Origin of the sequence: Pseudomonas sp. DCB_AW, assembly GCF_026240895.1 — a bacterium.
Classification (GTDB): domain Bacteria; phylum Pseudomonadota; class Gammaproteobacteria; order Pseudomonadales; family Pseudomonadaceae; genus Aquipseudomonas; species Aquipseudomonas kermanshahensis.
The window spans coordinates 1-14,109 of the sequence record NZ_JAPFCE010000102.1; the positions used below are offsets into that span (position 1 = coordinate 1).

Here is a 14,109-nt window from a genome sequence, read left to right on the forward strand (position 1 = left end):
ACAGGTAGAACGCAGGCTTTGAGAGCTGTGCCATACCTGTGGGAGCGGGCTTGCCCGCGAAGAGGCCGGCCTAGGTACAGTCGATCTCAATGCACCGCCACTTCCTGCCGCCCTGCCCACCCTTGGCTCCTCGCCCGAAACTGGCGCGGCGCAACGGCGAACAGCTCACGAAAGCGCCGGTAGAAATGCGGAAAACTGACAAAGCCGCTGGCCACGGCCACTTCTGTCAATGACTTGCTGGTGTGTTGCAGCAACTGCCGGGCATGGGTCAGCCGCAATTCCAGGTAGTAGCGCGGCGGCGTCGCCTGTACATGGCGGCGGAACAGCCGCTCCAGGTGCCGACGCGACAAGCCTGCATGGTCAGCGATTTCGTCGATGCCGATCGGGTCTTCGATATTCGCATGCATCAGCTCAAGGGCCAAGCGTATGCCCTTGGGCAGGCTGGGGTCGATGTCCGCTGCAGTGGCCGGGGCATCGCTCATCACCCGTGCGCGATCGCATGCCAGCATCTGCTCCACCGCCCGGCGCAACCCGTTGCCCCCCCTGTGTTCGAGCAAGGCCAGCATCATGTCCAGAGCACTGCTAGCCCCTGCGCAACTCAGGCGTCGACCGTCCAGCACATGGGCTTGGCGGCTGACACGTACCTTGGGGAACAGCTCGCTCATCATCGCCCGGCCATCGGGGTGGAAGGCGCAGGCGTGGTCATTGAGCAGGCCCGCTTCGGCCAGGAAGTAGGTACCGTTCCATAGACCACCCAGCTGGCAGCCATGCTGGTCGGCCTGGCGCAGCTTGGCGCGCAGCAGCGGTGCGCTTTCGAGGCGCACCCGAAACCCACCGCATACCAACAGGGTGTCTAACACCTGCACATCGAGCTCGGCCAGTGGCGTGTTGACCGGCAAGGCGATGCCCAGGTCGCTCATGACCTGTGCTCCATCACCCACTACCTGGATTTGGAACAGTGGCGTGGCGCTCATCAGGTTGGCGGTGACCAGGGTGTCCATGGCCGCAGTAAAGGCCATCATGGAGAAATGCTCACGTAACACGAAGGCGACGCGTTGGCACGGCATCGACAGCGAGGTACGGCCTGCGGTGTCCAGGTGGGCCAGGTTGGCGTTCTTGAGGGTGCTTTCGAAATGGCTCATGGCTTTGACTCAACTGCAAAAATCGCGTTGGCTTCTTCGCGAGCAAGCGCGCGCCTACAGGCAGCGCGCAAAACCAACGCTGGCACGAACCCTGCGGGCTTGCCCGCGAAGAAGCGCTCACCGATGGAACAGGTTACTTGCTGGCCTGTGTCACCGCCGCGCGCGACGCTTGCAGCCACGCGTCGAACTGCTGGCGATGCGCCGCAACCCATTCTTTGGCATGGCGGGTGATGTCAGCAGGCTTTTTCTCACCTTGCTGCATCTTGAGGTTCTGCGCGCTCTCGTCCGCCGTGGTGATCTGCATCAGCGACAGGAATTTGGTGGCTGCCGGGTTTTCCTGGGCGAATTCCTTGTTCAGCACCGCCTCGACCTTGTCGACCGCAAAGCCCAGGTTCTTGCCCTTGTACATCGTGTCGACATCGTTGTTGCCATCCGGCAGGTCGGTCTTCGGTACTTCCAGCCAAACCACGTCCTTGTCCTCGACCAGCACGGTGGAGATCCACTGTGGCACCCAGGTGAAGTACAGGATCGGCTTGCCTTCCTTGTAGCGGGTGATGGTGTCCGCCATCAGCGCGAAGTACGAGCCTTGGTCGACGTGCACGCTGCTGTCCAGGTCATAGGCTTTGATGTGGTGCGAGATGATCAGCTCGCAGCCCCAGCCAGGGTTGCAGCCAGTCAAGTTGGCCTTGCCGTCGCCGTCAGTGTCGAACAGCTTGGCGATTTCGGGCTTCTTCAGGTCGGTGATGTACTTGATGTGGTACTGCTCGGCGGTCTTCTTGTCGATCAGGTAGCCCTGCAGCACGCCGGGCATGATGTCGCCGGCCTTGACCATCACGTTATCGCCGCCGGCCTGCTGGTAGAACTTGTCATGCAGCTTGTCCCACAGGTGCACGGTAAAGTCGGCATCGCCGTTGGCCAGGGCCACCATCATCACGCCGTACTCGGTTTCCTTAGGCTCCTGGACCTTGTAGCCCAGCTCGCGCAGGCCTTCCATGGCGACTTCGCCACGGAAGCGCTCTTCGGCGATGGAGGGGAAGATCGGCGTTACCTTCACGCCCTCGCCCGGCTTGTCGGCCGAGGCGTTGGCGCACAGCGAGGCGATTACCAGGGCCAGCGCGCTGGCGCCGTGCAGGATGCTGCGGGAGAACGTGGATTCCAACATCGTCGCGTACCTTCTTCTGGTTTTTATGTCGTGTGCGGCAGTACGAATGTGTTTGCGTCAGGCGGTCTTGCGCCGCCCTGCAGCGTGCCCTGAGCCGCATAGGCGCAGCACCGCACCCACGGGCCCGGTGTGGTACCAGCGCAGGCTCGGGTCGGCATTGGTGCGCGCGCCCATGGCTTGGGTCAGGCGGTCGAGGAAGATCGCCAACAGCACCAGCCCCATGCCCCCGACGGTAGCCAGGCCCATGTCCAGCCGGCCGATGCCGCGCAGCACCATCTGGCCCAGGCCGCCGACCGAGATCATCGAGGCGATCACCACCATCGACAGCGACAGCATCAGGGTCTGGTTGAGCCCGGCCATGATGGTCGAGGTGGCCAGCGGCAGCTGTACGCGGGTCAGCATCTGGCGCGGCGTGCAGCCAAAGGCGCGGGCCGCTTCGATCTTGTCTTCCGGCACCTGGCGGATGCCCAGGTTGGTCAGGCGCACCAGCGGCGGCAGGGCAAACACGATGGTCACCAGCACGCCCGGCACGTTGCCGATGCCGAACAGCATCACCACCGGCACCAGGTAGACGAACGCCGGCAGCGTCTGCATCGCATCGAGCACGGGGCGGATGATGCTTTCCAGGCGGTTGCTGCGGGCGCAGACGATGCCCAGCGGGATGCCGATCACCGCGCAGAAAAACACCGAAGTGAGCACCAGCGCCAGGGTGGTCATCGACTCCGACCACACGCCGATCAGCCCCAGCAAGGTCAGGGTGACGAAGCACAGCAGCGCCATGCGCTTGCCCGCCAGCTGCCAGCCGAGCAAGGACGACAGCAGGATGCCGATGGTGGGCGGGATGCTCTGCAGGGTGAACTCGATGCCGTTGAGCACCTGGTCGATCGGCCAGCGGATGGCGCGAAACACCTCGCGGAAGTTGTGCACGAGGAAGTTGAGGGTAGCGGTGACCCAGTCGCCCAGGGGGATGGTGGCCGCCTGGAACGGGTCGAGCAGGCTGAATTCGGACATGGGGCAAACCTCGCGGGGGTCAGTGGCGGCTCAGGGACTGCAACGGCGTGCTGTTGGCCAGGCTGGAACACTGGCAGCGGCTGTTGAAGGTCTTGAAGAACGCGCGCACGTAATCGTTGGCCGGCTGGTTGATCAGCTGCTGCGGGGTGCCGATTTGCACCACCCGGCCGCCCTCCATGATCGCGATGCGATGGCCGATGCGGATGGCTTCCTCGATGTCGTGGGAAATGAAGATGATGGTGCGCTGCTGCTCGGCCTGCAGGCGCATCAGCTCGCCCTGCATCTCGTTGCGGATCAGCGGGTCGAGGGCCGAGAAGGCTTCGTCCATCAACAGGATGGTCGGGTCGTTGGCCAGCGCCCGGGCCAGGCCCACGCGCTGCTGCATGCCGCCGGACAGCTGGTGCGGGTAGCTGTGCTCATGGCCGGCCAGGCCGACCTGGCTCAGCGCCTCGCGGGCACGGCGGTAGCGTTCGACCTCGGCAACGCCGGCGATTTCCAGGCCGAAGGCGGTGTTCTGCAGCACGCTCATGTGCGGCATCAGGGCGAAGGACTGGAACACCATGCCCATTTCCTTGCGGCGCACATCGAGCAGGGCTTTATCGGACAGGCCGGTGATTTCGCGGCCGTTGAGGTGGATGCTGCCAGAAGAGGGTTCGATCAGGCGGTTGAACAGCCGCACCATGGTCGACTTGCCCGAGCCCGACAGGCCCATGATGACGAAGATCTCGCCACGTTTGACGGAAAAGCTTGCATCGAACACGCCGACGACGTGGCCGGTCTTGCTGAAGATTTCGTTCTTGTCGGCGCCCTTGCGGAGCATCTCCATGGCCATGTTCGGGTTGGGGCCGAACACTTTGAAGATGTTGTCTACCGAAAGAATCTCATCGGCATGGCTCATACGACCCTCGTTATTATGCTTATTAACCAATCTATCAACATCGCACTGTTCGGTAAGGCGGGTAGATCAGAGCGAGTACGCTTGGCAGTCCGTTCAAGAGCGAACGTGAGTCAACACCGGCACGCAGAAAGTCCTGCTTCAAAAAGTTATTCGACATCGATGTCTCAATGTCGCGCCGTGGGATTTACGTTATGCCTTGGCCCAGGGTGGGTCCAACGACATTTGCAGGGCGCTAATCATTACCTGAAGTTATCAATCAAGGCCCTATCCCGCCCCGCCCTTTGTAGGAGCAGCCTTGTGCTGCGAAGAGGCCCGCTCATACACTGGTTATGGGATGCCGGTAAGGGCCCTTTCGCAGCACAAGGCTGCTCCTACACAGGACCTGAACCCTACCGACATGGTCAGACACTCTGAACCCGATCAGACCTTGATCAAGATGCCTTCGCTGCGCGCGGTCAAAGTCTTCGTCGCGGCCGCCAAATACCAGAATTTCACTCGTGCCGCCGAGGCCCTGTGCGTCACCCAGGCCGCCGTGAGCCGGCAGATCCGTGAGCTGGAAACCTACCTGGGTGCCGAACTGTTTACCCGTGTCGGCCGCGCGGTAGAGCTGACCGTGGCGGGTTCAATCTTCTTCGATGCGGTGCAGTTATCGTTCGTCAACATCTCCCAGGCGGCCGAGCGAATCCGCAGCAACATCAACCCCAAGCACGTGGTTACCCTGTGCTGCTCGCCTGCGTTTGCCGCCCTGTGGCTGGGGCCACGGATGCCGAAGTTCTTCGAGCAAAACCCGGACATCGACATCAACCTGGTGACCACCCAGAACTTCCTGTCGATGGAGCCAGGCGTACGGCCGGACATCTACATCACCAAGCTGGGCAAGATCCAGGCCGGCTACAGCTGCCACCCGCTCAACCATGATGTGGTCTACCCGGTATGCAGCCCGCAATACCTGGCACAGCACCCACAGCTGGCTACCTTGGAAGGAATTCGCGATGGCTCGCTGCTCAACCTCAGCCCCTATGGGCGCTCACAGGTGGCCGAGCACGTCGACTGGAATGTCTGGTTGGCGTTCCATGATGTCGACCTGAAGAGCCGTGCCAGCACGGCGCCGCATTTCTTCAATGCCAATGACTACAACCTGCTGGTGCAGCTTGCCCTGAGTAGCCAGGGCGTGGCATTGGGTTGGCACCACCTGGTGGGCCCGCTGGTGGAGCAAGGCTTGCTGGTGCGGCCGGTCGAACAGCAGTTGGTGCTCAAGGACACCTTCCATTTCCTGGCCTTCAACGAAGACAAGGAACATGACGCCAGTTGCCGACGGTTGCGTGACTGGTTGTTGGCGGAGTTTCAACCGTTGCTGACGGCCGCCACTTAAGGCCCGGGTCACTGCACCGGCAAGAAATTCATCAACAACAGACTTTGCGCATAATTGAGCCCTATCCGCCGATAGCGCTCGTCCAGCAGCTCTGCCAGCAAATCCAGCCGCGCCACAATCTTGCCGAACTCGACGGCGAAACTCAGGTTGCTGCCCTCCTCCGAAATCTCGTTGGAGAACAGCAACAGCACGCCGTTGGCATCCTGCCGCTGGCTAAGCATCCAGGTGGCTTTCTCGATATTGCGTGCCGCGTTATTGACGAACAGCGGGTCGATGGTGTCCGTCATGTAGAACTCGGTGCGCCCGCCATGGGCGGTAATCAGCATGCTGCCGATGGCATAGATGAACGCGCCGACCCGGTCCCCGCGAAACTCCGGGCTCAGCGCGTAACTCAAGGCGGCAAGGTCGCGGCGATTGCCCAGTTGCGCCAACGGTTGGCGCTGTTCGATGGCGATGCGGATCTGCCGCTCGGCCGTGGCGGCATCGACGTAGCCAGACATCTTCCACTGGTTGGGGTTGCGCAGGTACAGCTTGTTCATCAGCAGGTACAAGCTCTGCAGGTTGTCGCGCATCGACAGTGTCGCCAGGCGGTCGACACTGGTCTGGAACAGCTCGCTGGGCTTGCCGTTGCCGAACTGGCTGACGATGTCACGGCCCTGCTCTTGGGTACAGGCGCACAGGCACGTCAGGGCGCCTGCCAACAGCAGGCCGGGGACTATTCTGGAAGGGCTTGCAACCATCGGCACCGGGTCGATATTCGGCGGCCGCACCGGGGATCAGTGCAGCCTGGCCAAGCATAGAGCCCAAGAAACCGAAAAAGTGCGATGGTCACATGGCGTGACGCAACATCTCCACCACCTGCGCATGCAACGCCGGGTCACCACAGGCCACCACACACCCGCCGTGCTGCGCCGAGCTGCCATCCCAGGCCGTGATGACACCGCCCGCCCCTTCGATGATCGGCATCAAGGCCTGCACGTCATACGGCTGCAGGCTCGCCTCCACGATCACATCGACAAAGCCCGACGCCAGCATGCAATAGGCATAGCAGTCGCCGCCGTAACGCATCAGCCGAGCCTTGCCGGCCACGGTCTCGAACGCTGCCTTGCGCGCTGCGGTGTCGAACATGTCCGGGGTGGTGCACATCAGCGTGGCCGAGGCCAGGTCGGCGCAGGCACGGGTTTTCAGCGGCGTGCCACTGCGCCAGGCCCCTTCCGGGGTGCCGACGAAGCGTTCGCCGGTAAAGGGCTGGTTCATCACCCCTACCCGCGGACGCGTGCCATCGTTCAAGGCAATCAAGGTGCCCCACAGCGGCAAGCCGGTGATGAACGCGCGGGTACCGTCGATCGGGTCGAGTACCCAGGTCAAGGGGCTGGTGCCCACTGCCACGCCCTGCTCTTCACCCAAAATACCGTGCTCGGGATAGCGCGCCTGGATCAGCGCGCGCATGGCATCTTCAGCCGCCTTGTCGGCCACCGTCACCGGGTCGTACAACCGCCCGCCCTTGTCCTCGACGTCCAGGCTGGCACGGAAATACGGCGTGATCGCCACAGCGGCGGCATCGGCCAACTGCTCGGCAAAGGCGCGGAATTCGCCAATCTGTTCAGCACTCAGGGACATGGGGCAGGCCTCTTGAAGATGATGGAGGCCAGCATCATACCCGACAACCCGCGCCACAGCAGTCGCCTGCCATAGAAGCCATTATTATGCCACTATCGCTACTTCATTTAACCGTCACTCAATCGTTGTACTAGGATACCCATCACCTCCCGAATGCGGCCCAGGATGCGGGCCAACAGCCAGACGGGAAATTGCACCACCGAACCTCATGGACGACACGATGAATTCGCACCTGCTCTACCCACAAATCGGCAAAGTCATTGCCAGCACCGGCAGCCGCCAATTCCCGCGCATGCTGCACGACCTGATCCAGGCCCACCTGACCATCGACGCCACGCACATACGCCTGCTGCCCGTGGCCCCGGCCGGCCCTGACGCCAACGCGCCCGTGATCAACGAGACTGTATTTACCTCGGACGTGCAGCCAAGCAGGGACTGCAGCGACCCGACGCGCTTGCACCTGATTCGCCGCAAAGGCGACGCCCGCTACGAAATCCATGTGCTGCGCGCTGACTCCACCTACGGCTTCTCCGCCTTCGAACGCAACCGCCTGGACGACATCTCGCTCCTGCTGCTGCCGATGCTGGAAAAGCACATCGATGCCCTGCAACCCGCCGCCGAGCGCGCCACGCAAGAGAGCCTCGAACAGCGTTTTCTCGACCGCCTGGCGCAATCGGGGCTGAAGCTGTCCGAACGGGAGCGCCAGGTGTGCCTTGGCCTGCTGGCCGGGCATACCGCACCGGAGCAGGCCGAACGGCTAGAGTTGAAGGTGAATACGGTCGAAAGCTATTTGCGCCGGGCGGCGATCAAGCTTGGCATCAGCGGGCGGCATTCTTTGATGCGCTGGATGTATACGGCAGTTTGATCTTGTAATCCCCACTGGGGCACGAATCGCCGTGTAGGAGCAGCCTTGTGCTGCGAAGAGGCCGGTGATAACACCGTGAACCTTCGTTGCTATTACCGGCCTCTTCGCAGCACAAGGCTGCTCCTACAAGGGTTGAGGTATAGGGCACCTCAATCCCGTGCCAGCGCTTCGATCGGGTCAAGCCGGGCCGCGTTGCGCGCTGGCACAAAGCCGAACACCACCCCAATCAACGTCGAACAGGCAAACGCCATCACGATCGACGCCGGTGAGAACACCATCTCCCACTGTTTGACGAACAACTCGAACAGGTAGCCGATCCCATACGACAAGCCAATACCGACCAGCCCGCCAAACAGGCAGACCATCACTGCCTCCACCAGAAACTGCTGACGAATGTCCGACTGCCGTGCCCCCACCGCCATGCGAATGCCAATTTCGCGGGTACGCTCGGTCACCGACACCAGCATGATGTTCATCACCCCGATACCGCCCACCACCAGCGAAATCACCGCGATCAGCGACAGCAGCAGGGTCAGCGAGCGGCTGGTCTTTTGCACGGTCTGCATGATGCTGTCGAGGTTGTTGGTGAAAAAGTCCTTGGTGCCATGGCGTTGCAGCATCAGCTTGGTCACCTCCTCCTCGACCCGCTTGCTGGGCACGCCGTCCTTGATGCGCACGCTGATGCTGTCCAAGTGGCGTTGGCCAAGCACGCGGCCGGCAGCAGTCTCGTACGGCACCCAGATATTCAGCTGGTTGCTGGCGACGAACAGGTTCTTGTTCTCGGCGGTGACGCCGATCACCGTGCACGGCAGGTTCCCCACCAGGATCACCTGCCCCAGCGGATCTACGTTGGGGCCGAACAGGCGCTTGCGGGTGTTGTGGTCGATCACCACCACCTGGGCCTGGCGCCGTGCGTCCTCGGCACTGAACACGATACCGGCGGCCAGGGGAATGTTGCGCACCTGGAAGTAGTGTTCGCTGACGCCATTGAGCTGCACATCGACATCGAGGTTGCGGTAGCGCACCAAGGTGCTCTGGCCGATCACCGGGGTGGCGCTGTCGACGTAGTACAGCGCGTTGAGCGCAGTGACGTCGGCGGGCACCAGGGTTTCGATGGTCTTCGCCCGGCTGTCTCCGAAGTTGCTGCCCGAATAGATATCGATGGTGTTGCTGCCAATTGCCTGGATGTCCTTGAGCACGTAGCCCTTGGCCCCTTCGCCGATGGCCGAGATGGACACCACCGAGGTGATGCCAATGACAATCCCGAGCATGGTCAACAAGGTGCGCATGCGGTGCGAGATCAAAGCGATCCAGGCCATCTTGAAGGCCTCGCGGAACATCCCCAGGCTAGCGACCAGGCGCCTTGCTGGCGAAGCGGCCGGTGCTGGCTCGGCCACCGGGGTGGGCATGGCTGCGGTGCCCGTGCGCCGGTCGCTGACGATTTGACCGTCGCTGACCTCGATGACCCGTTCAGCATGCGCGGCGACCTTGGGGTCGTGGGTCACCAGGATCACCGTGTGCCCGGCTGCGTGCAGCTCCAGCAGAATATTCATCACCTCTTTGCCGCTGGCCGTGTCCAGCGCACCGGTCGGCTCGTCGGCGAGGATCACCTGGCCACCGTTCATGAGCGCCCGGCAGATACTCACCCGCTGCTGCTGCCCGCCGGACAACTGGCTGGGGCGGTGTTCCAGATGCCCGGCAAGGCCCAAGCGCGTGAGCAGCTCACGTGCCCGGTCGTGGCGTTGCCCGTGCGCAGTGCCGGCATACACTGCTGGAATCTCGACGTTGTGCAGGGCATCCAGGTGCGGCAGCAGGTGGTAGCGCTGAAAGATGAAGCCAAAATGGTCGCGGCGCAGCGCCGCCAGGGCATCGTCGTCCAGCGTGCGCGTCTCTTGCCCGCCGACCTGGTAGCTGCCACTGCTGGCGTTGTCCAGGCAGCCGAGGATGTTCATCAATGTGGACTTGCCGGACCCGGAGGCGCCGATGATCGCCACCAACTCGCCACTGTGGATCTGCAGATCGATACCCTTCAGCGCCAGGAACTCGCGGTCGCCGGCCAAGAAACTGCGGCTGACCCCCTGCAGGCGCAACAACGGCTCGCCGTTGCTGCAGGCAACGGCGCTGTGTGCGCTCAGCTCGACATTCATGTTCATGCTCACGCCCCTGCTTCGCCAGACACCGGTTCGCCGATCACCACACGGTCACCTTCGGCCAGGCCATCCTTGATCTGCACTTTGACGTTGTTGTTGATCCCCGCCTGCACGTTGCGCACCTGGGCGAAGCCCTTGGCATCGAGCACCCGCACCGGGAAGCTGCCGTCGCCATTGCGCGCGCCCAGGGCGGCCACCGGCACAGTGAGCACGCCTTCGGCCGTGTCGAGCACGATGTGCACCTGCGCGGTCATCGAGATGCGCAGGCGGTGCTCGGGGTTCGCCACCTCGAACAGGGCGTTGTAAAACACCGCGCCATTGGGTTTCGTGGCGCTGCCATCGCTGTTGTCGGTGCTTTGCGCGTAGTTCTGCGGGGCCGGTTCGGTGCCGCGCAGCTTGGCGTAGTAGCGTTTGTCTTCACCGAGAATGGTGAAGTACACCGGTTGGCCTGGGCTGATGTGGATCACATCGGCTTCCGACACCTGCGCCTTGACGGTCATGGTGTCGAGGTCGGCCAGCTTGAGCAGCACGGGCGCCAACTGGTTGGCGATCACGGTCTGCCCTTCTTGCGTGACGATGCCCACCACATGGCCGTTGATCGGTGCATTTATACGGGTGTAGCCCAGGTTGACCTTGGCCGTGTCGATCTCGACCCGGGCACTCTGGATTTGCGCATCGAGCGAGCGCACGGCGGCCTGCTGTACCTCGTATTCGGACTCGGCGTTCTCGAAGTCCTGGCGCGACACCGACTCGTCGGCCTGCAGTTCGCGATAGCGCTCATACACCCGCCTGGCCTGCTTGAGCTGGGCCAGGCTAGAACGGCGCTCGGCCTGCAATTTGTCCTCGTCGACCTCAGCCTGGCGCAAGGTATTGCGCAGCACCAGCGGGTCGATTTCGGCCAGCCACTGGCCCTCGGTGACCTTGTCACCCAGTTTGACCTTCAACGAGCGCAACTGGCCCGACACCTGGGCGCCGACGTCCACCTGTTTGATGCCCTGCAACGTACCGGTGGCCAACACGGCGTTCTCAATGTCGCCACGTTCGACCGTGGCGGTGATGTACTGCGGCGGCTTGGCCGGGGCCTGGACGGCATACAGCGTAATGCCGGCGACCAGGGCCACGGCGATGCCGAGGCTGTATTTGCGGAATCTGGACTTTTCCATGAACACTCACTATCTCTTCGGGTTCGCATGACCCGGCCCCAGTGGGGCCGGGAAGGCCCATCTTTAAGGGGTAACCTTGCCGTGGTGCAGCGCCTGCCCGTCGTGCCACCAGGCCGCCAGGCTGAACACATCCGGCACCTTGAGGATGCTGAAGTGGTCACCGGGCCCCTGCCACAGCGCAAGCTTGGGCATCAGTTGCTGCCAACCGGCCTGCATGGCGGCATGCTCGCGGGCATTGCCCAAGGCATCCAGGCCCGGGTCATCTACCAGCACCAGGCCGACCGGCCCGTGGTAGCTCAACGTTGGCCGGTAGGCCGTGCGCAACGCCGTGGCGAAGGTCCGTACGGTGCCGTCCAGCGCCCCTGGCTGCGACCGCGCCGGCAGTAATCCGACCCGCACCATGGCCGCGTGCAGCTGGCTCAACTGCTGGTCGTCGCTGGCCTCGGCAAAGGCGCGCGAGCCAATACCCAGGGTTTTGCCGGTGGACAGCTGCAACGCCTCGATCAGCCGCTGCAAGGCTTCGCCCAGGGTGTAGGGCTGGCCACAGGTGCCGCCCTCACCCGGCGCTTCGCTGTCGATCAGTGTCAATGAACGCACCTGCCGCCCCTTGGCCTCGAACCGGGCAGCCATGGCATGTGCCACCCAGCCGCCAAACGAATGCCCGACCAGGTTCAGCGGCCCTTGCGGATAAAGCGCCTCGATGGCCTGCACATGGCAATCGGCAGCAGCCTCCACCGAAGTGTGCGGCACCGAGCAGCCGTCCAGCCCCCGCGCCTGAAGGCCGTACAGCGGCCAGTCCGGGCCCAGGGCCTCGGCCAGGCCAATGAAGCTGGTGACGCTGTCGCCAGCCCCCGGCACGCAAAACAACGGTGCATGCCCGTGCTGACCGGTCTGGATCGCCACCAAGGGCTGATAAGCCGCTGCCTTGGTGCTGCTCGTGCTAGGCACAGTGTCCAATAGTTGGCCAAGCGCCTGACCCAGCGCAGCCACGTGGGGCGCCTGCATCATGCTGCGGTGGTCCCCCGGCACGCCCAGGAGGACCAGGGCCTGGGACGGCAAGGTCTCGCGCCAGCCCAGAGTCGACTGGCTGTCACTGCCCTGTTCGGCGCGCAGCAGGTGCACCGGCACGCTCAACGGTGAAGGGCGGTAATGTGCCAGCGCATGGCCGTGTGCCAGTTCACGGGTGAAGTAGTGCAGCAGTTGCGCGTCGCTCATGCTCGCCCACAGCCCATAGAGCAACTGGTGCTCGCGGCAGCTGGCGACCAGCGTGGCAAAATCGGCCTGACCGGCCTCCAGTTGCTGCAGGCGTGCCAGCTTGTCGGCGCCTGCCGGGCCTTGCGTGCGCCAGAACGTGCTGCAGTTCAACAGCAACTGCCGTTCGAGTGCACGTGGCCCCTGCCAGCGCGCCTTGCCCTGGTCGGCCAGGCGCGGCACATAGGTGTCGATCAAACCGAGGAATTCGACCTCCTCGTCCACACCCAGCAATTGGTTAGCCATTTCGAAGGCCAATACTCCGCCGAACGACCAGCCTGCCAGGCGATACGGCCCCTGTGGCTGCACGCTGCGCATCTGTTCGATCTGGTAGCGGGCCAGGCACTCGAGCGTCTGTGGCTGCGCTTGATCGGCCGGGATGCCGGGCAGCCCATAGAGGGCGAAATCACCGGGCAAGTGCTGGCCCAGCACCGGGAAGTAGAAATCCAGGCCGGTGAATTCGTGAACCAGGAACAGCGGCGTCTGGCTGCCCCCTGCACGCACCCGGATCACCCCGCGGTGCGCAGCGTCAGGGCTGCCGAGCCTGGCCGCCAGCAACGCTACGCTGGGGTGCTGGAACACATCGTTGATGGCCACCTTCAGGCCCGCCTTGGTCATCTTGTCGACCAGCCGGATTGCCGCCAGGGAGTGGCCGCCCAGCTCGAAGAAGTTGTCGTGCCGCCCTACCTGCTCCACGCCCAACAGTTCGGACCAGATCGTTGCCAACAGGGTTTCGGTTTCACCTTCTGGCGCTTGGTACTCGCGGTTCTTCAGGGCCTCGCTATCCGGTAATGGCAAAGCCTTGCGGTCGAGCTTGCCGTTGGGGCTCAAGGGCAGTGCCTGCAGGTGGACGAACAGCGCCGGCACCATGAAGGTCGGCAGGCGCCCGAGCAATGCCGAGCGCAGCGCCTCCACCGGGAACGACTCGCCCGTGTAGTAAGCGAGCAACTGCTGCTCATGAGCGATCACCACGGCCTCCTTGACCCCCTCTATTCGCGTCAGGCAGGCCTGAATTTCGCCCAGTTCGATGCGCAAGCCGTGGATTTTGACCTGGTCATCGTTACGGCCCAGGTATTCGATGTTGCCATCGGTCAGGTGCCGCGCCAGGTCGCCGGTGCGGTACAGGCGTGCACCAGGGCGGGTGCTGAACGGGTCGTCGAGGAAGCGTTCGGCGGTCAGTTCGGTGCGGTTGAGGTAGCCTCGGGCGACTTGCACGCCGCCGATGAACAGCTCGCCAGCCACGCCTTGCGGTACGGGTTGACCCAGCGTATCGAGTACATACAGCGTGGTGTTGGCGATGGGTTTGCCGATGGGGGTGTTGTCCGGTGCCGTCACGCAGTGCCAGGCGCTCACGTCCACCGCTGCTTCAGTCGGGCCGTACAGGTTGTGCAGTTCAACGGCTGGCAATTGCGCGTGGAAGCGTCGGACCAGGCTGCCCGGCAAGGCCTCGCCGCTGCACAGGACGCGTTTGAGGC

General features: G+C 63.3%; 11 protein-coding genes. 2 read left to right on the forward strand and 9 right to left on the reverse strand.

The annotated features are described in order from the left end of the window. Nucleotides 1-86: 86 nt before the first annotated feature. From OO306_RS26595 to OO306_RS26610, 4 genes are all read right to left on the reverse strand, one after another. Entirely contained in the window at nucleotides 87-1,142 is a 1,056-nt protein-coding gene (locus OO306_RS26595) for a GlxA family transcriptional regulator (protein ID WP_265970285.1), read from the reverse strand. A 133-nt stretch (nucleotides 1,143-1,275) separates the two neighbouring features. Next, nucleotides 1,276-2,304: a glycine betaine/L-proline ABC transporter substrate-binding protein ProX gene (proX, locus tag OO306_RS26600; RefSeq protein ID WP_265970286.1), complete on the reverse strand. Its 1,029-nt coding sequence runs from the start codon at nucleotides 2,302-2,304 to the stop codon at nucleotides 1,276-1,278. A gap of 57 nt (nucleotides 2,305-2,361) precedes the next feature. Further along, complete coding sequence (gene proW / locus OO306_RS26605) at nucleotides 2,362-3,315, reverse strand: glycine betaine/L-proline ABC transporter permease ProW (protein WP_099429412.1); 954 nt, start codon at nucleotides 3,313-3,315, stop codon at nucleotides 2,362-2,364. Nucleotides 3,316-3,334: 19 nt separating this feature from the next. Next, complete coding sequence (locus OO306_RS26610) at nucleotides 3,335-4,213, reverse strand: glycine betaine/L-proline ABC transporter ATP-binding protein (protein ID WP_265970287.1); 879 nt, start codon at nucleotides 4,211-4,213, stop codon at nucleotides 3,335-3,337. Nucleotides 4,214-4,610: 397 nt separating this feature from the next. Here OO306_RS26610 and OO306_RS26615 point away from each other — a divergent pair, with 397 nt between their 5' ends. After that, nucleotides 4,611-5,585: a LysR family transcriptional regulator gene (locus OO306_RS26615; protein ID WP_027596803.1), complete on the forward strand. Its 975-nt coding sequence runs from the start codon at nucleotides 4,611-4,613 to the stop codon at nucleotides 5,583-5,585. An 8-nt stretch (nucleotides 5,586-5,593) separates the two neighbouring features. Here OO306_RS26615 and OO306_RS26620 read toward each other — a convergent pair whose 3' ends face one another. Together OO306_RS26620 and hisN are read right to left on the reverse strand one after the other, a co-directional pair. Further along, nucleotides 5,594-6,325 carry a hypothetical protein gene (locus OO306_RS26620; RefSeq protein WP_027596802.1) on the reverse strand — a complete coding sequence of 244 codons (732 nt, stop codon included), beginning with the start codon at nucleotides 6,323-6,325 and terminating at the stop codon, nucleotides 5,594-5,596. Nucleotides 6,326-6,413: 88 nt separating this feature from the next. Beyond that, complete coding sequence (hisN, locus tag OO306_RS26625) at nucleotides 6,414-7,205, reverse strand: histidinol-phosphatase (RefSeq protein ID WP_085273361.1); 792 nt, start codon at nucleotides 7,203-7,205, stop codon at nucleotides 6,414-6,416. A 220-nt stretch (nucleotides 7,206-7,425) separates the two neighbouring features. On the opposite strand from hisN, the gene OO306_RS26630 reads away from it, so the two are divergent. Then, nucleotides 7,426-8,070, forward strand: a complete 645-nt coding sequence (locus OO306_RS26630; protein WP_265970288.1) for a LuxR C-terminal-related transcriptional regulator — start codon at nucleotides 7,426-7,428, stop codon at nucleotides 8,068-8,070. A gap of 149 nt (nucleotides 8,071-8,219) precedes the next feature. On the opposite strand, the gene OO306_RS26635 is transcribed toward OO306_RS26630, so the two are convergent. The 3 genes from OO306_RS26635 to OO306_RS26645 form a co-directional block, all read right to left on the reverse strand. Next, complete coding sequence (locus OO306_RS26635; protein ID WP_027596799.1) at nucleotides 8,220-10,223, reverse strand: MacB family efflux pump subunit; 2,004 nt, start codon at nucleotides 10,221-10,223, stop codon at nucleotides 8,220-8,222. Nucleotides 10,224-10,225: 2 nt separating this feature from the next. Then, nucleotides 10,226-11,383: a macrolide transporter subunit MacA gene (macA, locus tag OO306_RS26640; RefSeq protein WP_027596798.1), complete on the reverse strand. Its 1,158-nt coding sequence runs from the start codon at nucleotides 11,381-11,383 to the stop codon at nucleotides 10,226-10,228. Between the two features lie 63 nt (nucleotides 11,384-11,446). Next, on the reverse strand, nucleotides 11,447-14,109 hold a 2,663-nt coding region (locus OO306_RS26645; RefSeq protein ID WP_265970289.1), incomplete at its 5' end, for a non-ribosomal peptide synthetase.

What these genes read in the sequence shown, in the direction of transcription:
- OO306_RS26595 (WP_265970285.1), bottom strand. Translation starts at nt 1,142, where the DNA reads ATGAGCCATTTCGAAAGCACCCTCAAGAACGCCAACCTGGCCCACCTG.
- proX (WP_265970286.1), bottom strand. Translation starts at nt 2,304, where the DNA reads ATGTTGGAATCCACGTTCTCCCGCAGCATCCTGCACGGCGCCAGCGCG.
- proW (WP_099429412.1), bottom strand. Translation starts at nt 3,315, where the DNA reads ATGTCCGAATTCAGCCTGCTCGACCCGTTCCAGGCGGCCACCATCCCC.
- OO306_RS26610 (WP_265970287.1), bottom strand. Translation starts at nt 4,213, where the DNA reads ATGAGCCATGCCGATGAGATTCTTTCGGTAGACAACATCTTCAAAGTG.
- OO306_RS26615 (WP_027596803.1), top strand. Translation starts at nt 4,611, where the DNA reads ATGGTCAGACACTCTGAACCCGATCAGACCTTGATCAAGATGCCTTCG.
- OO306_RS26620 (WP_027596802.1), bottom strand. Translation starts at nt 6,325, where the DNA reads ATGGTTGCAAGCCCTTCCAGAATAGTCCCCGGCCTGCTGTTGGCAGGC.
- hisN (WP_085273361.1), bottom strand. Translation starts at nt 7,205, where the DNA reads ATGTCCCTGAGTGCTGAACAGATTGGCGAATTCCGCGCCTTTGCCGAG.
- OO306_RS26630 (WP_265970288.1), top strand. Translation starts at nt 7,426, where the DNA reads ATGAATTCGCACCTGCTCTACCCACAAATCGGCAAAGTCATTGCCAGC.
- OO306_RS26635 (WP_027596799.1), bottom strand. Translation starts at nt 10,223, where the DNA reads ATGAACATGAATGTCGAGCTGAGCGCACACAGCGCCGTTGCCTGCAGC.
- macA (WP_027596798.1), bottom strand. Translation starts at nt 11,383, where the DNA reads ATGGAAAAGTCCAGATTCCGCAAATACAGCCTCGGCATCGCCGTGGCC.